The 21,348-nt window shown below is 47.2% G+C and carries 22 protein-coding genes; all 22 read right to left on the reverse strand.

Annotated features, from left to right (window positions below):
• Positions 1 to 4 precede the first annotated feature (4 nt).
• The gene (fliR, locus tag BS19_RS17445; protein WP_038177072.1) at positions 5 to 787 is read right to left on the reverse strand and encodes a flagellar biosynthetic protein FliR; all 783 of its coding nucleotides are present in this window, start codon (positions 785 to 787) and stop codon (positions 5 to 7) included.
• 8 nt (positions 788 to 795) lie between these two features.
• Positions 796 to 1,065 carry a flagellar biosynthesis protein FliQ gene (gene fliQ, locus BS19_RS17450; RefSeq protein ID WP_038177074.1) on the reverse strand — a complete coding sequence of 90 codons (270 nt, stop codon included), beginning with the start codon at positions 1,063 to 1,065 and terminating at the stop codon, positions 796 to 798.
• Positions 1,066 to 1,078: 13 nt separating this feature from the next.
• Positions 1,079 to 1,954, reverse strand: coding sequence for a flagellar type III secretion system pore protein FliP (gene fliP, locus BS19_RS17455; protein WP_038177075.1), 876 nt, complete (start codon positions 1,952 to 1,954; stop codon positions 1,079 to 1,081).
• Positions 1,938 to 2,342, reverse strand: coding sequence for a flagellar biosynthetic protein FliO (gene fliO / locus BS19_RS17460; RefSeq protein WP_038177076.1), 405 nt, complete (start codon positions 2,340 to 2,342; stop codon positions 1,938 to 1,940). Before fliO ends, fliP begins: the two co-directional genes overlap by 17 nt.
• Before the next feature lie 13 nt (positions 2,343 to 2,355).
• Positions 2,356 to 2,766 carry a flagellar motor switch protein FliN gene (gene fliN / locus BS19_RS17465; RefSeq protein WP_038177077.1) on the reverse strand — a complete coding sequence of 137 codons (411 nt, stop codon included), beginning with the start codon at positions 2,764 to 2,766 and terminating at the stop codon, positions 2,356 to 2,358.
• Between the two features lie 20 nt (positions 2,767 to 2,786).
• Positions 2,787 to 3,836 carry a flagellar motor switch protein FliM gene (gene fliM / locus BS19_RS17470; protein WP_038177078.1) on the reverse strand — a complete coding sequence of 350 codons (1,050 nt, stop codon included), beginning with the start codon at positions 3,834 to 3,836 and terminating at the stop codon, positions 2,787 to 2,789.
• A 7-nt stretch (positions 3,837 to 3,843) separates the two neighbouring features.
• Positions 3,844 to 4,344, reverse strand: a complete 501-nt coding sequence (gene fliL / locus BS19_RS17475; RefSeq protein ID WP_038177079.1) for a flagellar basal body-associated protein FliL — start codon at positions 4,342 to 4,344, stop codon at positions 3,844 to 3,846.
• A gap of 34 nt (positions 4,345 to 4,378) precedes the next feature.
• Positions 4,379 to 6,400 carry a flagellar hook-length control protein FliK gene (locus BS19_RS17480; protein WP_038177081.1) on the reverse strand — a complete coding sequence of 674 codons (2,022 nt, stop codon included), beginning with the start codon at positions 6,398 to 6,400 and terminating at the stop codon, positions 4,379 to 4,381.
• A gap of 248 nt (positions 6,401 to 6,648) precedes the next feature.
• Positions 6,649 to 7,089, reverse strand: a complete 441-nt coding sequence (gene fliJ / locus BS19_RS17485; RefSeq protein WP_038177082.1) for a flagellar export protein FliJ — start codon at positions 7,087 to 7,089, stop codon at positions 6,649 to 6,651.
• Between the two features lie 6 nt (positions 7,090 to 7,095).
• Positions 7,096 to 8,418, reverse strand: a complete 1,323-nt coding sequence (fliI, locus tag BS19_RS17490; protein WP_038177084.1) for a flagellar protein export ATPase FliI — start codon at positions 8,416 to 8,418, stop codon at positions 7,096 to 7,098.
• Positions 8,418 to 9,218, reverse strand: a complete 801-nt coding sequence (gene fliH / locus BS19_RS17495; protein WP_038177086.1) for a flagellar assembly protein FliH — start codon at positions 9,216 to 9,218, stop codon at positions 8,418 to 8,420. Before fliH ends, fliI begins: the two co-directional genes overlap by 1 nt.
• 21 nt (positions 9,219 to 9,239) lie before the next feature.
• Positions 9,240 to 10,295, reverse strand: coding sequence for a flagellar motor switch protein FliG (gene fliG, locus BS19_RS17500; RefSeq protein ID WP_038177089.1), 1,056 nt, complete (start codon positions 10,293 to 10,295; stop codon positions 9,240 to 9,242).
• Entirely contained in the window at positions 10,288 to 12,033 is a 1,746-nt protein-coding gene (gene fliF / locus BS19_RS17505) for a flagellar basal-body MS-ring/collar protein FliF (protein WP_038177091.1), read from the reverse strand. Before fliF ends, fliG begins: the two co-directional genes overlap by 8 nt.
• 17 nt (positions 12,034 to 12,050) lie before the next feature.
• Positions 12,051 to 12,362, reverse strand: coding sequence for a flagellar hook-basal body complex protein FliE (gene fliE, locus BS19_RS17510; protein WP_038177095.1), 312 nt, complete (start codon positions 12,360 to 12,362; stop codon positions 12,051 to 12,053).
• Positions 12,363 to 12,458: 96 nt separating this feature from the next.
• Positions 12,459 to 13,862, reverse strand: a complete 1,404-nt coding sequence (locus BS19_RS17515; protein ID WP_038177097.1) for a sigma-54-dependent transcriptional regulator — start codon at positions 13,860 to 13,862, stop codon at positions 12,459 to 12,461.
• A 2-nt stretch (positions 13,863 to 13,864) separates the two neighbouring features.
• Positions 13,865 to 14,923: a sensor histidine kinase gene (locus BS19_RS17520; protein ID WP_038177098.1), complete on the reverse strand. Its 1,059-nt coding sequence runs from the start codon at positions 14,921 to 14,923 to the stop codon at positions 13,865 to 13,867.
• A 121-nt stretch (positions 14,924 to 15,044) separates the two neighbouring features.
• Complete coding sequence (locus BS19_RS17525; RefSeq protein ID WP_038177099.1) at positions 15,045 to 16,511, reverse strand: sigma-54 dependent transcriptional regulator; 1,467 nt, start codon at positions 16,509 to 16,511, stop codon at positions 15,045 to 15,047.
• A gap of 266 nt (positions 16,512 to 16,777) precedes the next feature.
• Positions 16,778 to 17,188: a flagellar export chaperone FliS gene (gene fliS, locus BS19_RS17530; protein ID WP_038177100.1), complete on the reverse strand. Its 411-nt coding sequence runs from the start codon at positions 17,186 to 17,188 to the stop codon at positions 16,778 to 16,780.
• 15 nt (positions 17,189 to 17,203) lie between these two features.
• Positions 17,204 to 17,527, reverse strand: a complete 324-nt coding sequence (locus tag BS19_RS17535; RefSeq protein WP_038177101.1) for a flagellar protein FliT — start codon at positions 17,525 to 17,527, stop codon at positions 17,204 to 17,206.
• Positions 17,517 to 19,535, reverse strand: coding sequence for a flagellar filament capping protein FliD (fliD, locus tag BS19_RS17540; RefSeq protein ID WP_038177102.1), 2,019 nt, complete (start codon positions 19,533 to 19,535; stop codon positions 17,517 to 17,519). Before fliD ends, BS19_RS17535 begins: the two co-directional genes overlap by 11 nt.
• 19 nt (positions 19,536 to 19,554) lie before the next feature.
• Positions 19,555 to 19,983 carry a flagellar protein FlaG gene (gene flaG, locus BS19_RS17545; protein ID WP_038177103.1) on the reverse strand — a complete coding sequence of 143 codons (429 nt, stop codon included), beginning with the start codon at positions 19,981 to 19,983 and terminating at the stop codon, positions 19,555 to 19,557.
• 71 nt (positions 19,984 to 20,054) lie between these two features.
• Positions 20,055 to 21,188, reverse strand: coding sequence for a flagellin (locus BS19_RS17550; RefSeq protein WP_038177104.1), 1,134 nt, complete (start codon positions 21,186 to 21,188; stop codon positions 20,055 to 20,057).
• Positions 21,189 to 21,348 lie beyond the last annotated feature (160 nt).

Raw genomic sequence — 21,348 nt, forward strand, 5'->3', positions numbered from 1 at the left:
CCTCCTAGCAGTTAAGCCTGATTAAGCGGCAAATCTGTTGCTCGCCTTGAACCCAAAACAGCTCATAATGACTATATAGACCACTAATGATGTACCAACAAATCAGCAAGCCAACCATAAGCGCAAACGCGAAACCGAGTGAAAAAATATTTAACTGCGGCGCTGCACGAGTCATCACACCAAAAGAAAGGTTTATCGTCAGTAGCGCGATAATGCCGGATAACGACATACTGAGCGCGACTTTAAACATAATCCCAAGCCAAAGCGCTAACTCACGAAAATCAACAGTTGTTAGCGAGCCCGAACCAATCGGTAGCGATTTGAAACTCATCACCACCAGCATGATCATTTTTAAATGGCCGTCGGTGGCAAGAAAAAACATCGTCGCCAAGAACATAAACAATTGACCGAGCAAAGGCGTATTCTGACCATTAGCCGGGTCGACCATCGAGGCAAAACCCAAGCTCGCTTGCATACCGAGTATTTGACCAAGGATAACAAAAGTTTGGATCATAAATTGGGTGACGGTCCCCATCGCAACACCAATGATTACCTGCTCAAGCAAGGTCATGAAACCTGCAAAAGAGAGCAGCTCGATGGTGTCGGGTACCGCAGGAATAGCAGGCATGACCGCAAAGGTAATTGCTAAACCTAAATAGAGTCGCACTCGGGTAGAAACAAAACGCGCGCCCGTCACCGACATAACCATTAACATCGCCGCGATGCGTGTATATGGCCAAAAGTAGTTGGCAATCCAATCGAGTACAATGCTAGCAGGATACTCCATAATAAGACCTAATAGAGAACCTGAGGTAAGCGTTCGACCATGCTAAAGAAAAATTCCATCAACATTTGTGTCATCCAGTGACCAAACATCATTAACGCCAGTAAGGTGACAATTAAACGTGGCAAGAAACTTAGCGTTTGTTCGTTGATCGAGGTAGCGGCTTGGAAAATCGCCACCACTAGACCGATCATTAAACTGGGAATAATAATCGCGCAGACCATGATAAGCACCATCCACAGTGCTTCACGAAACAGCTCGACAAACATCTCAGGAGTCATAGATTTTCTCCCGTCACAAGGCAAAGCTGCCGGCTAAGGTCGACAAGATTAAGTTCCAACCATCAACCAGAACAAACAACATTAGTTTAAAAGGCAGAGAAACGATCATCGGCGACAACATCATCATACCCATCGCCATCAGAACCGAGGCAACCACCAAATCGATAATCAAAAACGGTAAGAACAACATAAAGCCAATCTGGAAAGCCGTTTTTAGCTCAGAGGTGATAAAAGCAGGAATTAATACCGCCATTGAGACATCTTCTGGTGCGGTTGCGGTTGAGCCAGAAATATTGACAAAGGTTTCGAGGTCTTTGACTCGAGTCTGCTTGAGCATAAAGTCTTTCATTGGTACTTGAGCAACATCAAAGGCCTGCCTAGCGCTTATTTGCTCGTTGATGTAAGGCTGGATTGCGTCATCGTTGATTTTGTTCAGGACCGGCGACATGATGAAAAAGGTTAAGAAAATGGCGATACCGATAATGACCTGATTAGATGGCGTCTGTTGTAAACCCATCGCTTGGCGCAATATCGACATCACCACCACAATACGCGTAAATGACGTCATCAAAATGACCATGGCAGGCAAAAAGCCGAGCATGGTCATGAGCGCTAAGATCTGCAGATTAATCGAGTAATCTTCGGTGCCGTCTGGATTGGTTGTCATGGTAAACGCAGGAATACCCGATCCACTGCCAGCAACAACGCTGCTCGACGTGGTTCTTGATGCGCCCTGATCACGCTCCATCGCCGCCACCGTTACCGAATCAGCCGGAGCAATATTTGCCGGAACTGGCGTCTCTAGCTCTTGCTGCGCCGATGACATGGTTGCAAACAGAGCGAAGGCTAACGCTAGCAACAGCGTTACAAAATTAGTGGTTTTTATCATTCTTCTTTAACAGCTGAGTCAGTTGACTTGAAAACGGACTGGCAGCCAGCTCCTCCTGAGACAGTGGTTTTTCCAGCTTTGAAATCAGTTGAATCGACTGGGCAGTGACACCAACTAAGAACTGCTCTTCTCCCGCCTGGACAATCATGATTCTTTCTCGATGCCCAACGGGCATTTGACGAACAACATGTAGCCCTTTCTGGTTGATCAAAGCTGGCACGCGCATCCGCTTAAGTAACCAAGCCAAAAACAAAATAAAGGCAATAACGAACAAGAGCGACCCAAAAGTGGTCGCCCAGTCTAACTGGCTACCTGTCGAGGTAGCCATTGCGGTTGGTGAAAGTAGGAAAAGCGCTAAAGGTAAGTACTTCCTAACTTTTAAAGTCATACAAAACCTTACTTTATCTGAGTTTCTTAATCCGCTCAGTTTGACTGATCACATCAGTAAGACGAATACCAAACTTATCGTTGACCACCACCACTTCACCGTGAGCAATCAAGGTTCCATTGACCAACACGTCAAGCGACTCACCCGCTAAACGCTCAAGCTCGACCACTGAACCTTGGTTAAGTTGTAGTAAGTTACGGATACTAATTTGCGAACGACCCACTTCCATCGAAATGGTGACCGGGATATCCAAAATCGTATCAAGTTTACGACGCTCATCATCAGTAATTGGCGATCCAGTGTCTTTTAATTCATCAAGTTGCGCCGACATCACTTCATCAACATCAATCTCTGGCGCTGATGGGTCTTCGCCAAGAGCCGCAGCCCATTCATCCGCTAATTTTTGGTCGTCACTCGGTTCCATACCAGTTACCTATTTTTGTTTTATTCATCCATATCACCTTCATCGTCTTCGAGGTCAGAAATGACGTCTTTACCGAGGAAAGCAATATCGGTTTTAACGACATCGGGACGCTTAATCTTTTCAGAAACTTGCACTGCGAGCTTTTCTCCCGAACGACCCATTTTCACTCGGTAGGTCGGCAGCTCTTCGACAAACATTACCGCATGCTCTGGCATATTAATCGGAATAATGTCTCCCGGGCGCAATTCCATCAAATCACGTAACGAAATATCTTGTTCAAGTAAATCGACGCGGAAGTTAACTGGCACATCCATGATTTCCTCACGTAGCGCCGAACTCCAACGAACGTCGGTTTCCATCTTGTCTGATTGAACACCGGCATCCAACAGTTCACGAATTGGTTCAACCATCGAATAAGGCATCACCACGTGAAAGTCGCCACCTCCCCCATCGACTTCGATGTGGAATGAGCTGACAACAATAACCTCTGTCGGGCTAACAATGTTGGCCATACTCGGGTTGACTTCAGAGTCTAAGTATTCAAACTCAACCCCCATCACCGGAGACCAAGCTTCTTTATAATCTTCAAATACAATTTTTAGTAGCAACTGTACGATTCGACGTTCCGTTGGGGTAAATTCACGCCCCTCGATACGGGCGTGGAACCGACCATCACCACCAAAGAAGTTTTCCACCAAGATAAAGACCAAACGCGCCTCCATCGTGACAAGGGCGGTTCCTTTTAACGGTCGAAAGCGCACCATATTCAAACTGGTTGGTACGTAGAGCGTATTTTGGTACTCACCAAACTTCATCATCTGTACGCCGTTAATCGATACTTCGGCGGTTTTTCGCAGCATATTGAATAAGCTGATGCGTAAATGACGTGCGAAACGCTCGTTGATAAGCTCGAGCGTTGGCATCCGACCACGGACAATGCGGTCTTGGGACGAGAAGTCAAACTCAACGGCACTGGTGTCCGTGCCAACATCATCATCTTCTACCTCATCGACATCATCGACACCATGCAAAAGCGCATCGATTTCGTCTTGGCTTAGTAGATCAGTCACAGGTCACCTATTGCATTACAAAATCAGTAAACAAAACACGTTCGATCACTGGTTGACCAACGGCACGATTCAAGCTGGATTTTATGTCGTCTGTCGCCTTGTCACGCAATTCAACACGACCATTGGCGGTTCTTAACTGATCAACACTAGCCGAAGCAAACGTGCTCAGTAACGAACTTTCAATCAATGGCGAGTGGTAACGGGCCAAGTTTTCATTTTCACTGCCTCGCACCATGAGCTGCACTTTAATCTGGACTAAGCGATCTTTATTATCGCCAGCAACGTTAAACAGAAACGGCTGCGGAATATTTACATACGCCACAGGATCGATCGGTGTCGCCGATTGTTGTGACGCGGTTTGGGCGCCTTGCGACGCGTCATCCGACCCGAGCAAGAAAAAGGCAGCGCCACCACCACCGACGAGCAACACCACCACCGCAATAATGATGATCAGTAATTTGCTTTTTCCCTTGGGGGCTTCTTCTGTTTCGATTTCTTCAACTGCCATAGCTTAACGTTCTCTATTTGTTCATTTTTATAGTTTAAGCGTAATAACTAATTCCATCACGCTTTGCCGCGACATTCAAATCAAGATTGATGTCTGGTTCAAGGTTTTCTTCACCTTGGAAGCCACGACCGCTGCCTCCTTGAGCAGAATTCCCCTGCCCACTGTCAGCATAGCGCTTTTGTTGCTGACCTGAGGCTTGTTGCTGAACCGAACTGTCCCCTAATTGTACACCTTGCTGAGCAAGCATTTCGCGCAATCTTGGCATTGATTGTTCAATCACGTCTCGGGCTTGCTGATTCGCCACGGTAAAGTGTACCGTTGCGCCATCACCATTCATGCTCATTCGAATCTGCATTCGACCTAACTCTGGCGGATCAAGGCGGATATCAATGTTCTTTAAGTTCTTCGACATCATCATTTGTACACGCTCTGCCATCTGCTCACCCGCGAGATCTCGACTGAGTTGTAGCGGAGCTTGCGCCGCTTGCTCTGCACGTGCTTGAGTCAGTGAGTTCATCCCTTGCTGGCCTGCGGCCTGAGAGAGTTGTTGAGCAAAACCACTACTGCTATTTTCACTGCCTGGCTGCGCTCCCTCTTTGCTCCCTGAGGCTAATTTACCGAGCGTGCCTACCGCCTTAGCACCCAACGCCGCTTTTAATAACGCTTGGTCTTGGTTTATTGGTGTCGTGGTTGCTGCAGCGAGTTGTTGTAACTGGCTCGCGGCCAATTCATTAGACATTGAAGTAACTTGAGTATTTGATGCTTGCTGAGCTTGTTGAACCATTTGCGCTTGCGACTGCTGATTAACCAACGCCTGATGGACTGATTGCGCTACTGCCGCTTGTTGCGATTTTGGTTGGTGTTCAAGTTTGACTTTACCTTCATCAGTGATGACCTGCTCAGAAGCCCCCCATGGTATCGCCGCAGACACTGTGGCTGAGGTAACATCTGGGGAGGCATCAGCCAGCTCTTGGCCTTCGATCTTAATGCTGCCAATGGTCGCTGTGACTGGCGCCAACACGGCTTCAGCAGCCTCTTCACCAGCCTGAGTTGCAACCGTTGACGTTGTAGCGCCTCCAGTGGCAAGGCTAGCTGTCGCTGCCGCAGTCAGTGCCACGGCGGCGGCCTCTTCACCAAGCTGCTCCTCAATAATGGCATGTTCGCCTTGAGTGACAACCATTTTGGGCTCATCCACTGCGCTATGTTGCTGCGCTGAAGCGGCGGCTAATTTTTGCGACTGCGCGTCAATGGCTTGGTTTTCACTCTGATTGTGTTTGATGGCAGCGGCGGCAACGATCGCTTGTTCCGTCAGCGGTTGCGACGCTGAAGACTCACTCTCACTTTGACTTTGCTGAATAAAACGCTGCGCCGATGGTGGAATCACTGGCTGGTCGCTTTCAGCGGTTGGTGTCTCGCTCACGTTCTGTTGACGATTAACCATTAACGCTTCAGCTTCTTTAGGCGTCAACTTTTGCTCTGCTCCCGCGCCAAGCTTAGTGTCCGAAAGGGTTGTGCTAGTCTGAGTACTCTCACTGACTACTGGCTTATCATCTGTTAATTGCTCACTCGAAACCGACTTGACACTATCTTCTGCAAGCACTCTCGGTTGTTGTGGCAACTCTTTGCCGTCTTTTAGTGGTAACGCTTTATTCGATTCATCTAAGCGCTGCAATACTTGATCACTGTCAGAAACAATTTTCGATGCATCAGGCGCGGGTGACGATTCACCACCTTTGCTAACAGCTTTAGCCTCATTGCTTTCGAGCGCTTCGGCCTCGCTCTCTTCAAGTAAGCTATCAGTTGATTGGTTACCACTGGCTTGCTTAGCTGCTTCGGGCTCGACTTCGCCTTCTCCGGTCACTTCAATATCGACGTCAGACGTGACGGACGTGGCTTTCTCACCACTGACTTCCTTACCCGTTTCGCCTTTGATTAGCGCCGTAAGCTTGGCAAAAAAACCACCTGACTCAGAAGCTTCCGTCGCCGCTTCACCACCCTCGGGGTTGGACTGGGTCACTTTTTGGCTGTCAGATACCGATGACAAGTTAATATTCATACGAGCTTCACTCACTGTAATACGCACTGTTAGGCGATAGATGGCGGAGACGCGGCTAATAACCAACGCTGTTGATTTCTATTGCGTGCTATGTCGTTTCTGTTACATACAATCCAATGACTGCAAATAACGCTTTGTAAGAAATAAGCTGCAAGAAATAAGCCAAAGACTGTAAGAAGTAGCTAAAGGCCACCAGAAGTGAGCCAAAATGCAAGTGAGGCGCGCAACACAAACGATGCGAGATGAAATTAATTGAAACGACGACGATTGAATTGCAGTGTGGAAAATTCGTCCATCTGCTTTTGCTCGCGCTGATGCTGTACGCGTTGCTTTTCATTGTGTTTCTTTTCAATCAACCATTCGTAAGAACGGCGATTTTTGCGACTCTCAAACCAGTTTTGCTCGCAATTAGTCACCTGATCTTTGAAGTGTGACTCGGCTTGTTTTTGCTTAGACAGCGTTTCGTCGAGCGTGGTCAAGAAGCGATTTAAATGGGCGTATTGACTGGCATTTAACCCTTTTTGACCACGGTCTACCAACTGATGACAATAATCAAGCCGATATTTTTCGATTTGTTCGAGCTGCTGGTAATATCCTTCAAGCTCACTACGAGCTTGGCCGAGCGCTAAAGCGGCTTGGTTTTCGCGCTCTTTCGCTTGTTCTAATAGAAACTCTAATGCATTTTCCATCGCAGGTTACTCCCCTTGCAATAAGTTACGCAGCATGTTGACGCACATATCGTAAGGCACGGTCTCTTTCATACTCTGTTGCAAGTAAGTGTCTAACTTAGGTTTGAGGGTAAAAGCACCATCAATCGCAGCATCGGTTCCGGGCTTATAAGCCCCGATTGAGACTAAATCTTGATTCTTACGGCAAATCGACAATACCTGACGAACCGCTTTAGACATCAACATATGTTCATCTGACGTAATTTGCGGCATGACACGGCTGACCGATTTTTCGACGTCAATCGCAGGGTAGTGACCAGCATCGGCCATTTCGCGCGACAACACCACATGTCCATCAAGAATCGCGCGTGATGCATCGGCTATCGGATCTTGCAGATCATCACCTTCGGTCAAGACAGTAAAGAAAGCCGTAATTGAACCTTGTTCAGAGCTGCCATTCCCTGCACGCTCTACCAATGCAGGCAGCTTTGCAAACACTGAAGGTGGATAACCTTTGGTTGCGGGAGGCTCACCGACCGACAGGGCAATCTCACGTTGCGCTTGAGCAAAACGAGTTAAAGAGTCCATTAACAGCAGTACATCAAGCCCTTGGTCGCGAAAATACTCCGCGACGGTCAGGGCGGTTTGACACCCTTTTAAGCGCATTAACGGCGAGGAGTCAGCAGGCGCCGCAACCACAACCGAGCGTTGACGGCCATCGACACCTAAGATCTCTTCAATAAATTCTTTGACTTCGCGGCCACGCTCACCGATCAGCCCGACAACAACAACTTGAGCCGTTGTGCCTCGCGTCATCATCCCTAAGGTGACCGATTTACCGACACCAGAGCCCGCAAATAGACCAATACGCTGGCCTTTGCCCACCGTAAGCAGACCATTGATCGCTTTGATGCCAACATCAAGTGGCTCAGAGATCGGTTTTCGGGCAAGTGGGTTAATCGGCTCTGCGTTAAACGGAGCGCGCTGGTCGGTATAAATAGTACCAAGTCCATCAAGTGGGTTACCAACCCCATCAATCACACGGCCCAATAACTCCATCCCGACCGCTAAACCCGTTTCACTGGTCAATGGGGTGACTTTGGCGCCCGGTAAGACACCCGTGATCTGTTCACTTGGCATTAGGTAGAGATTGTCACCAGAGAAACCGACCACTTCGGCTTCCATTTCGCCTTGCATGGTTTCCACACTGCATAAGCTACCGATTGGCGCTCGACATCCTGTCGCTTCAAGCGTCAAACCAACAACCCGGACTAATTTGCCAGATGCAACGGGACGGCAGGTCAACCCTTGGGTTTTGTACTGCGTGAGGCGTTGTGCTAAAGCAAGCACTATTCACCACCTTGGTGACGATTCACCCCACAAAAGCTCTGAATAACACTACGAATGCGATCTTCCATGCGGTAGTTGACGCTCGACTCACCAGCTTCAATCTGAACATCACCACGGTTTAATGCCGGTTCACTCATCAAGGTCCAGTTACGAAAATCCAGCTGTTCTTCACCATAGGAAGAGCGAATGATCTCAACATCATCAGGATGAAGCTTCAAAGTGATGGCATGGCCTGAAATAGGCAGCGATTCAACCGATTGTTTGATGGTATCAAGGATGACTTGAGGGTTGGTTTGAACTTCGACATGTACCACCTCTTTGACCAAAGTCAGTACCATGTCGACGAGTTGTTTCTCGACCTGAGCATTCATCAACTCAAGTGGTTGGGCAAATTGATTGGCTAAATTGACAAAGGTTTGTACTTGCTGCTGGATAAACTCTTGTCCAGCGGCCACGCCTTCGACTTTGCCCGTTTCAAGCCCCTCGGCATGACCTTCTTCTAGGCCTTGTTGTTTGCCTTTTTCGTAGCCTTGCTTGAAGCCCGCTTCCTGACCTTGATGCAAACCTTCCTGATGCGCTTGCTGCTTGATCAGTTCGATTTCTTCTTTAGTCAGTTCTTTAGGCGCTTCTTCTTTAACGGGTTCCGCAACAGGAATCCAACTTGGGTCGTAGTTCAGCGCCGTTTCTTTTGCTTGCTTGTGGCTCTCTGCCGTGTAATCAGGCATCCCCCAACGCTCTGGTTTTTCGACCAGTTCATCATCGTCAAGACGCAAAAAACCGCGTTTTCTTTCCCCAGACATAGACACCTTTACTTAATTGACTTATAGGAATTCGTCAGCGCCGCCAGCCAGCATCAACTCACCAGAGTCAGCCATGCGCCTTGCAATTGCCAAGACTTCTTTTTGTGCAGCTTCTACGTCAGAAACCTTAATCGGCGGCATCGCCTCAAGGTCATCACGCATCATTTCAGCAGCACGTTTGGACATGTTCTTGAAGATCTTGTCACGCAATGCATCGTCGGCCCCTTTCAAGGCACGTTGCAATGCGTCTTGTGGAACATCGCGTAGCAGTTTTTGAATGCCTTGATCGTCGACTTCGATAAGGTTCTCGAACACGAACATAAGATCTTGGATCTGTGTCGCCATGTCTTCGTCTTGATCGCGAATTTGCTCCATCAAGATACCTTCGACGTTGTTGTCCATGTAGTTCATGATTTCGGCCGCCGCTTTCAGGCCACCAATCTTGGCCGCTTGCGCCCCCGCTTGACCCGCGAACTGTTTCTCCATGATTTCATTCAGCTCTGCTAATGCAGAAGGTTGAACTTCTTCTAGGTTCGCAATACGCATCATCAAGTCAAGGCGATCACGCTCAGCAAACTGAGATAAAATCTCTGCCGATTGGTCAGGCTCAAGGTATGAAAGTACGATGGTTTGAATCTGGGGGTGCTCGTTGATAATAATGCTGGCAACCTGACGAGGATCCATCCATTTGAGCGAGTCGAGGCCTTTAGAGCCCGTTCCCAATAGGATTTGATCAACAAGATTACTTGCTTTGTCTTCACCCAGAGCCGCAACCAAGGCGTTGCGCATAAAGTCTTCACTGCCCATACCAATATTGGTGTACTTCTGAATGTCTTCTAAGAAGGCTCGATGTACTGCACCGACTTTATCTTGACTTAAGTCGGTAGCACGCGCCATGGCGCTACCCACTCGTTGAACTTGTTTAGGTTCGAGATGACGAATAATGCCTGCAGCATCTTCTTCATTTAAACTAAGAAGAAGAATAGCCGCGCGCTCTTCACCCGGAATGGTTGATATATCCACGGTGTTATCTACTACCTCACCGCCCTCTCCTTGAGGCACTATTTCGTTAGGCATCCTGCATCCAATTCTTCACAACTTGTGCTGCCAGCTCAGGTTCGTTAGCCACCAGTGCACGAACCGCTTTCAACACATCTTCGTCTTTATGTAAGTTAGGCAAGTCAATACTTGAGCCAAACTCAAATAACTCACCACCATCTAAATCGCCACCAATTAGGCTTGTTTCACCATCAGCACCGATTGGCAGGCCATCTGGGCCATACAACTGATCTTCATCATCCGATGCAGGGTTGAGCAGTTTCTTCATGGCTGGACGGACCAATACCACAATCACGACAATGATAACCAACGCACTGGCAAACCAACGAATCCAATCGTTGAAGTTCGGATGTTCCCAAATAGGGACGTCTGCAACGACTTCCATTTCTGGAGTAGCAAACTGCATACTTAGTACATTGAGTAAATCACCACGCGCTTCGCTAAAACCAACCGTGCCGATCAACATCTGTTTAATAGAGTTTAGCTCAGCATCAGAAATTGGCTCGTAGCTGGTTTCACCCGTCTCTGGATTAACTATCGCACGATTTTTCACCGCCACTGCCACCGTCTGACGATTCACAATACCGGTTTGTCGACGTTCATGACTGATGGTGGTATCAATTTCAAAGTTTCGTGTTGCTTCTTTGTGCACAGAACCTTGGCCCAATAGACTGCCGTCTTTCATCTGCGCCACATCTTGTGGAATTGAGGCATCCGCTGGAGGCTGATTACTTAACGCGCCGGGGACGCCAGCAACAACGTTGCCATTGTTGTAATCTTCGAGCGTATATTCACTGCGAGTCGCTGGGGTGTTAGGGTCAAAACTTTTGCGTGTTTGCTCAATAGCGCTGAAATCGAGTTCGATATCGACTTGGGCTGTGTAATTACCAAAGCCCAAAATAGGGATCAGGACAGAGTCAATTTTTTCACGCAGTGCTTGTTCTTGCTTACGTTCAAGCTCGTGTTCTTTGCGGCGCGCTGTAGAAGCTGCGTCTTGAGAGCCAGAGCTCAACAGGCGACCATGCTGGTCCGTTACCGTAATACGGTTTGGCTTCATGCCTGGCACGGCGCTGGCGACCATGTCAACGACCGAATCGACCTCTTCTTGTTTAAGATTGGCACCCGTTTTTAGAGTCAAGAAAACCGATGCTGACGCTTCTTGGTTATGGCGAACAAACACGCTCTGTTTTGGCAATGCCAACAACACACGTGCTTTACGTACTTGCTTCATCTCTTCGATGGCTTTAGATAACTGACGCTCACGGCTGAGTTTTAAGCGCTCTTGCTCAAGACGCTGAGAAACACCAAAGCCCATGTCTTGCAATAAGATTTCATCGCCTGCTTGCTTCTCTTGATTAAGGCCAGCACGGACCATATTGAGCTTTAAGCTGTTGTATTCATTGGCTGGAACAAGGATGGTATTACCATCAAGTTTATAATCGAGTTTTTGCTGATCGAGGTAATCTAGGACAGGGATTAGCTCTTCAGTTTCATACGCGCCTAACGGACGCATTTCTGGCTCTTTAACCCAGAAGAACAACATGACAATCAAGGCAACACAGATAGAAATGGACAGGACTAACACCACCTGACGCAGCAAATCGAGGTCACCGACTGCCATATCAAATTTTGAACTGCTCTTCTCATCCAAATCAGGATTTTGCGAACTGGTATCGAGATCGGTTGCAGTTAGCATTGCGCTGTCTGCGCCGCCATCTGCAATTGCCAGATCCGTTGATTGATTTTGCTCTGCCACAGACTGTACCTAACTACTTAAACCGGCATATTCATCAATTCTTTATACGCTTCAACTAACTTGTTACGTACTTGAATTGTTGCTTCAAAAGCGACGCTGGATTTGTTTCGGGCGATCATTACATCAGAAAGAGAGACATCGGCATCACCGCGATCAAAGCGCATCTGCATATTACTCGATGTTTTAGAGAGACTATTAACGTTGTTAATAGCGCTGTTGAGTAGCTGGCCAAAATCTGCGCCAACAGCTTGACCGGTTGCTCCAGGCTTGGTTCCCGTAGCTTCGAACATCATCGCTTGCATTTCGCCTTGAAAACCATCAACTCTCATCAAAACCTCGGTTGTCAACTCTTTGACATAAACATGTGCTGGACTTATGACGCTGCAATCCTTGTGCCACGTCGCTCGTTACAGGAAAATAACACGTTAGTTGGGAATATCAATCCCGGCATCACGCATTTTTGCTAACTTGTAGCGCAAAGTACGCGGGCTTATGCCCAATTTTTCCGCCATCTCTTTGCGTCGGCCGTGACACTCTTCCAACGTTTCAAGAATAATCGCAAACTCTTGATCTCTAAGCTCGCCACCCAAACCGACGCTCGACGTCAAATTTTTCGTCATTTCAGCAACTGGCTTAATGTCTGGAGCCACCATGCTATCACTGCTTTCAACCGCAACTTGTAAACTTGAAGCATCTTGCCAATCTAGACCCTCGAGCAGAATATGCTCGCCACCAATATTGTCATTTTCACTTAAAATTAACGCGCGTTGTATAACGTTATCAAGCTCACGGACATTACCTGGCCACGAGTAAGACAAAAGTTTATTCACGGCCTGAGCCGACACGCTTGGTACTGGCATTCCCAGTTTTTGACAATGGCGTTCAACTAGGTGATTCGCCAGTGGTTCAATGTCGCCTTGGCGCTCGCAAAGTGCAGGCCAAGCTATTGGAAATACATTAAGGCGATAATATAAATCTTCGCGGAAGTTACCTTGATTGACGTACTGTTTTAGGTCACGGTTACTGGTCGCGAGTACGCGAACATCTAGTTTAATACTCTTGCGACTGCCAAGACGTTCCACTTCGCGCTCTTGCAGTACGCGCAGGAGTTTAGCTTGTAGATTCAAATCCATCTCACTGATTTCATCAAGCAAAATAGTTCCGCCTTGCGCCTGTTCAAACTTGCCTGGGCACCCTTGTACCGCTCCGGTAAAGGCTCCTTTTTCATAACCAAACAAGGTCGCTTCTAACATGTTGTCAGGAATCGCCGCGCAGTTAATTGCGACAAATGGTCCATCTTTACGATTAGACGCATTGTGAATATAGCGAGACATCACCTCTTTACCTGAACCACTCGGCCCAAGCACCATGACACTGGCGTCGGTTTTGGCAACTTTCTCTGCCAAGGCAAGTAGCTTAATACTCTTTTCATCAGCGACCACAGCGTCGCCATTATCGTCCGACTTAACCGGAGCATAACGGCTGACCATATTGAGCAAGACTTCAGGCGCAAAAGGCTTAGCCATGTAATCAATCGCCCCGTCTTTCATCGCCGATACCGCATCTTCAATATTGGCGTACGCGGTCATTAGCAATACCGGAAGATTTGGCCAGTGCTGTTTAATGTTACGCAGTAAGGCTAAACCGCCCATACCGGCCATTTGCACATCAGATACCACAATATCGACACTGTTTGACTTAAGCTTGACCAAAGCGTCTTCTGCGCTATCTGCTTCGAGCCACTCGTAGCCTGCCAACGCTAACGTATCGACGAGAGCCTCGCGTAGACCTTCATCATCTTCTACTATCAGGACCTTGCTTTGAGCCATTGTCATTCTCCAGTCATTGGTTCTTGGTCAACATCAGGGCGACGTTCAAGCGGAATACACATCGTAAAGCACGCCCCTTCCCCCTGCGGTGAAATAAGTTCTAACCTTCCGTCATGCGCGCGACATACCATCTGTACCACGGCCAGTCCTAGCCCAGTACCTTGCGAACGTGTAGTGAAAAAAGGTTCCATAATCTTGTTTTGCAGTTCAACTGGAACGCCTGGCCCACTGTCTTGCACCGATATTTTTAATTCTCCATTAACCGCACGACAGAAAATATCCAATTGTGACCCTTTACCTGCAATTTGAATCGCATTTAACGCGAGGTTGCTCAGGGCTGATGCTATCGCATTGGCGTTGCCTAATAACTGAGTCTGTTGCTGCTCAACTTCGAGATGGTAATCAATTTGGTTGGTTTTTACCGCCGTTTCAATCATCGGTGAGAACTCTGCCATTAACTCTTCGACGGTGAATGGTTTAACGACTTTATTGTCGCCACCTTTGGCAAACAACAACATATCATTGACCTGCTTTTCTAGATCGTGCAGACGATCCATCAGCTTAGTCTGAAAACGGTCCTTAGTCGCAGGAGGTAAGTTCGGCGCACCAAGGTTCGAGGCATATAGCATCGCGCTAGAGAGCGGGGTTCTGACCTGATGCGCCAACGAGGCCACCATCCGTCCCAATGAAGATAAACGTTGCAAGTCACTGATACGTGATTGCAATAAGCGCGTTTCGGTTAGGTCTGTAATCAAAATTAGCTGACCCGTTGCTGACGCAGAAATCGCCAAACGAACTTTACGACCATTGCGCAGCGATATTTCGTGGCCGTCATCTTCACGTGGTGAAAACGCTTGTTGAATCACCTCAAACCACTTTTCACCGACCAGTGGCACTTCAAGTAAACGCCGCGCTTCTGGGTTGGCTTCTTGCACCATACCTTGAGTATCAAGCAGTATTACTCCTGCTGGCATCACATCGAGCACTTGTTGATAACGAACGACTTGTTGTTCAAGTGTGCCGAGCGGATTTGGGCTATCTATCGGTGGTGTTGAATGCATGACGTATTTCTGCCTTAAAAACTACAATAGCCTGTAATGCAAAAAGCACGCCAGGCTATTTATTATATTTTTCAAAAACTTAACAATAAGTCGAAAAATTGACAGTCAATATTTGAGCACTTTATCGTTGCAAATTGTACTTTCGCATCTTCTCTACCAGCGTGGTACGACGCATACCAAGCATATCTGCAGCTCTTGCAACCACGCCACCTTGAGCGTCTAAGGCTTGGTTGATCATATTGACTTCCAAATCAGCGAGCATCTCTTTCAAGTTGACCCCTTCCGGTGGCAAACTTTGCGGCGCATTGTCATGCTGCTGGAAAATATCATTGGACTCGATACTGAAGTCTTCTGAGAAAATATCCTGCAGAGCATCGCGTTCTTGCTCTTCGACTGAGCCACGGTGATTATATTCTGGTTGGAACTCAGGAATATCACTGTAACGATATTTGGTCGGTAAATGATTCACATCCACCAGACTATTAGGATAAAGAATGATCATACGCTCGACTAAGTTAGCCAACTCGCGCACGTTACCATGCCATTCATGTTCCATTAACGAATTAATCGAACGTGGAGTAAAGCAGATCGGCAGTGCCCCTTCCGCCTCCATACGCGTCATTAATTCCTGCAGTAGCAATGGGATGTCATCTTTACGATCGCGCAGCGCTGGCATTTCAATCGGAAACACGTTCAGACGGTAGTAAAGGTCTTCACGGAAGGATTGATCCTCAATCATCGATTCTAAATCACGGTGAGTTGCCGCGATCACGCGCACATTGACGCGAATCGTGGTATTGCCACCCACCCGCTCAAAACTGCGCTCTTGCAACACGCGCAGAAGCTTAACTTGCATCGGCATTGGCATGTCACCAATTTCGTCCAAGAAAAGTGTGCCACCTTCAGCCAATTCAAAACGACCTTTGCGTGAGGTTATCGCTCCGGTAAAGGCGCCTTTCTCATGACCAAACAGTTCACTTTCCAACAGATCCGGCGGAATAGCCCCACAGTTGATCGGCACAAAAGGACCATTACGGCGCGCCGAATGATAATGGATATTACGTGCAACGACCTCTTTACCAGTACCTGACTCGCCCAAAATCAATACATTGGCTTCTGTGCCAGAGACTTGCTCAATTAAATGACGGACATCTTTAATGCCCATGCTCTGGCCAACTAAACTTCTAAACAGGGTGTTTTTACGTGACGACGCAGCAACGTTGACCCCTTTACGTCCCAAAAAATCTTTGCAGTGACGTAGAGCCTCACTCAACTGCGGATAGTTAAGAGGGTATTCGAGCTCACCAACATAGTTAGTTAACTCATCAACAGGGTATGAATGCTTGCCAGCGATTAATAGCGGAATATGGTTAGCTTGGGATAATTTGCTACTCAGCTCAGCAGAAAATTGATTGCTGTCCAAAGAACCCAGAATACAGCCAGCCCACACCTGAGACCAATCTAGATCGTCAAGCTGATGCGAAGATATCGCCTCACACTGTTCTCCAACAAATTCTAAAATATTACTGAGACTGGTCCGCGCCTGCGCATCATCATCAATCACGAGTAGTTTTGCTAAACCTTGCATAGGTGAGAATGTTTGCCTTTATTATGAAACGTTGTGGCTGGATTATGTTTCTAACGATTGATATTGATAACTATAGTTCAGATAGCTCGCTAGACAATGTAGAAATTTCAGCAACAAAAAAAGCCACTAGGCTAGTTAGTGGCTTCTATTCTATTTGATAAAAAAAATATGGCAACCAAGCAATTACTTGATGTGATGTTAGCCCAAAGCAATTTGGCTCACACTTAGTATATTGCTTATTAATCAATCACTTTATTGGCGATTGGTTATAAACCTACATCTTCCGCAGTCAAATTGTGGTATTCATTTGGAATCTGATCCCACGCGGATTTAATTTCTCGGATGATCTCGATCACATCATCAATCGGTTGAGGGTTATTTTGATGATTGGCTTCTGTGATCTGAGTGATCATAAATTCATACAATTGATCGAGATTTTGTGCGATATCTCCACCATCATCCATTGAAAGACAGCTACGCAAGCTGATTATAATATCTAGTGCTTTGCCAAAACGTTCACCTTTGACAGGAATATTTCCCGCCATCATCGCCGCTTTACCTTGAATCAAACGTTCAATAGCACCGGCCATTAACATTTGAACAATTTTATGCGGGGAGGCCGCACTGAGCTGGCTATCAACCGATACCTTCTTGTAAGCCTGAAGTGAACCACGCATAACAAACCTCTTTATTTATAAAAACTTCTGATACTGCTGAACCGAGCGCTTACCACGACGGTATTTTTGTAGTGCTTGGCCAAACTCAGCAGTTTTATCTTGCATTAATTGCACAACATTGACGGTTCGTTTTACCGCATCTTGCCACTGTTGTGATGTTTTAAGCTCTGGTTGAACTTCAATTGCACTAAGTAAACTTTGCAATATCTGTTCCCTTGTATCGACAAGTTGTGCAATATCTTCAACACTTAGTTCTTCGCCGACGATAGCCTGACTTATTTTGTGATCTAGATCACCAAGAAAGGCTAAATCACGCGTAAATTGGTTATCAAAGGGCATTCATCATCCCTGCCAACTGAGACTGCATTTTACTGGTGGCATCTTGCATCGCCGTAAATTTGGCGTGAGTTCGATTTTCTAAGCTCTCCATGCGGCGATCCAGTGCCGCCTGATCATCTTGAAGTCGATAATTACGCTCAATCATGCTCCGTTCACGGTTACGGATCGAACCCGTTACCCCAGTAAGACCTTGGATTGCATCTTCAACCTTTTTAGCAAAACCTTGGTTGCCCCCAAAAAAATCAGCTAACTTGTTGAAGTTATTGTTGAGCTGCTTATCGAGCATGTCATAGTTGATTTCTAAGTCGCCTTGTCGAGTTGTGGTGACTCCAAACTCAGTTAATGACTTTAAGTCTTCAGGTGCAGGCTCTACGCGAGAAGAAAATACCGATTTTAAGCGAGAATCTGCACTGCGAACAATGCTATCGCCCGAGAGCGGCCCCGCCATCCCTGTGGTTGGATCGACACTCGAGAGCTCTTTTGTCACTCGATAAAACTGATTATAGGCTGCAACGAACTGTTCGATGTCTTCTCGCACACCCTGACGGTCATATTCGATATCAATTTCTGATGGGGCTTTACCCGGCTGAGAACGGCCTTTGAGGGTCAAGTCGACGCCATCAATAGCATCTTCAATAATATTATTGCTACTCGATAACTGGGCGACCCCATCGAGCAGCACTTTGGCATCTTGTGCTGACTGAACTTCGGTCATACCATGATAGGTATCAAACGACAGTTGAGCAGCATCGAGATCGCGCTGAGCTTGATCGATGCGCTCTAAATATTCACGTTCTTTTTGCGGTAATTTAGCCCGCTCCATTTGCTTGGCCTGTTCAGGCGTAAGCTCACCCGCTTCAACTCGCTGAGCCAAACGCGCTTTTTCGTCCGCGACTTGCTGTTCAAGGTTGGCTTTTGCAGCCTCCAACTTAGCTTGGGCTTCTTTAGGTGTTACGTAAGAATCGGTCAGCGTTCCCGAAGCGGTATTGCTCCAGCCAGGCACATCAGATGATTTTTCCAAAGCTTTGTTATCGAGCTCAGGGTCTGGTTCCCAGTATGAGTCGAGTAAGGTCCCCGACGCCGTCTCACTCCAACCCGGAATACGTTCTTCAGGCTTGAGGTATTTATTGGCTTGTATTCCCGCATTAGCGGCTGCCGCTGTCGCTGCATTAGACAGTTCATTACCAGGCGTCGCCTCTTTAACGGCGTTAGGATCGGCATTAATCGCCGCCTGTTTTGAGGTTTCGGCAATCTCTTGATCGACAACTTTTGCCGCATCGATGATTGTTTGCGCGATTTTATCGGCAACTTTCTTTTCTGCCGGGTTTAGCGGAGAAATCAACTCTTGAGCGGCCGCACGGGCGCGTTCGAGATCTTTCACTCGTTGCTCAAGGGTTTTGTATTCGAGTTTTTTGAGCGAGTCGCCTGGCTGCGCCTCGACGCGCATCGAGATATCGTTGTCTCCTCCAGATACATTGGAAGCAACGATCAAACGCGGACCCTCGACGTCGTTAATAACGGCGGCGCGAACTCCCGGATTGGATTTACTGTTGTTGATACCTCGAACGATATCAACCAGTTTCGAGTCTTGCTGCAAGTTGATGGAAAAGTTTTTATCACCCAGCGAAATCTGCAGCTTGCCCGGGCCAAATTTTGCGTCTTGCGGAAGAACATCCGACGCAATTTTGTGGCTTTGGGCAAGCTGCAACACATCGATAGCATATCGACCAGCGATAGCTTCAGTGGTTGCCGTCGCGGATACAACCGTTTCATCCGTAGAATCCACGGTTCTTGCGGCGAATGCTTTCTCTTGACGAAAGCTCGCCATCAAGTTTTTCATCGTATCCAGCGACTCTCTGAGTCGACCATAGGCACTGATACTAGAATCAATCTCGGCCCGCTCATTCTCAATGCGTTGCTGTTTAGGAACACGCTCCGCATCAACAATTTTGCTGACCATAGAATTGATATCCATGCCAGAATTCATGCCTATAGGCCCAAAACTCATCTAACTACTCCAAGTACGATTACACCATTTGGTTTACAAGACCAGACGAATAGCGAGCGGTTTGCTCCCTTAAACGCCGTAAAATCTCCAACATTTCCTCATCGGGTATCTGACGAATTATATCGCCAGTATCCGCTTCGTATATCGTCACAACATCTCTGCCCGATTCTTCGTCAACACGAAATGACAAGCCTTTATTGATCGACGAGATGAAATCATTCATCTGTTGAACAATCCTTTCACGCTCAGCTCGATTTAGCTTTTCACGCTCTTGCGAGGCTTCTATCGCTTTTTCTATCGACTGACTCGTTTTCTCACTTATCTCAGCGGTAGAGACTTGCTCCTTGGGTGAGGAAACTTGCTGTACACCATCGTACTTTGAAGCAAGTTTAGTGCCACTTTCTGAGCCATAAGGCTGGATGTTCGATGTGTAGGATGGTATTTCCATAACGATCTCCCTTCCACCTTAGCAGGTCACAACATAACGTTGTACCAATAAGCTCCAATCGAACCTATCGATTAACCTAATAAGCTAAGAGCTGCCGACGGAGACTGCTTAGCTTGCGCTAGGACAGAGGTACTCGCTTGCTGAAGAATCTGCGACTTAGTCATCGCCGTCGTTTCTTTGGCATAGTCCGTATCAACAATCCGGCTACGGGACGCATTAACATTTTCGTTAATGTTGTCTAGGTTACTGATTGCATGGCCAAAACGGTTTTGGAAAGCACCCAGTTCTGCGCGCTGACTATCCACCGATTTCAGCGCACCATCAATGACAGAGACTGCCAACTGAGAGCCCGCAACCGAAGTAACGTCGACATCCGCCACGGTTCTGTCTTGCGCAGCGCCGAAACCGATTTCACCACCTAATCCACCACCAATAGTGACGTCTGTTGCAACCTTGTTTGTAGATGCAAACAGTTGCAATTTACCTTCCTCACCCACAGACGCTTTCACGTCCTCACTTTGACCGTTAATGTAAGTGGCAAGTTGCTCCATATCATCGCCAGCTTTAGCGTTGATCGTTAGCTCCTTAGCATCACCATTAACATCAGTATAGTTGAGAGTTAAGTCGGTTGTCCCTTCTGATACCACCCAATCAGCCGCTTTACTTTCTTGAGCAACATACGCTTTACCACCCATATCCATGGTGTCAGAACGCATACTTCCCATTGAAAGCTGAACCGCTTCACCCGAACTGGCACCAATTTGGAAAGATTGGCTGCCGAAGGTACCGTTAAGTAGTTTGTTACCACCAAACGATGTGGTTTCAGCAATACGGTTGAGCTCGTCATTTAACGCAGTCACTTCCTCTTGGATAGCAATACGTTCAGAACGAGAGTTAGAGCCGTTAGAAGATTGCAACGCCAAATCACGCATACGTTGCAGAATGTTGGTGGTCTCATTCATCGCACCCTCAGCGGTTTGAGCGATAGAAATACCATCATTGGCATTTTTTACCGCCATGTCTAAACCACGGCTTTGTGAGTTCAAGCGATTTGAGATTTGAAGGCCAGCTGCGTCATCTCGGGCACTGTTGATCTTGTACCCCGAGGATAGACGCTCCATCGATTTCTGCATGCCATCAGTCGCACCGTTAAGGTAACGCTGAGCAGTCATCGCAGACACGTTTGTGTTTACGTTAATTGCCATATTTGATCTCCTTAGGCATTAGGGCGATGTGTATCAGCGTCTCTCACCTCACTTCAACACATCTCATTTCTCTCAATCCTTTAACGGCCCTGTAGAAAATACCTTTAGAAAAAAATAGTTCTTTTTTGCGCTTTTTTTGACTTGATGGATATTTAGACAA

It is taken from the genome of Vibrio pacinii DSM 19139, assembly GCF_000711795.1.
In the GTDB taxonomy this organism is placed as follows: domain Bacteria; phylum Pseudomonadota; class Gammaproteobacteria; order Enterobacterales; family Vibrionaceae; genus Vibrio; species Vibrio pacinii.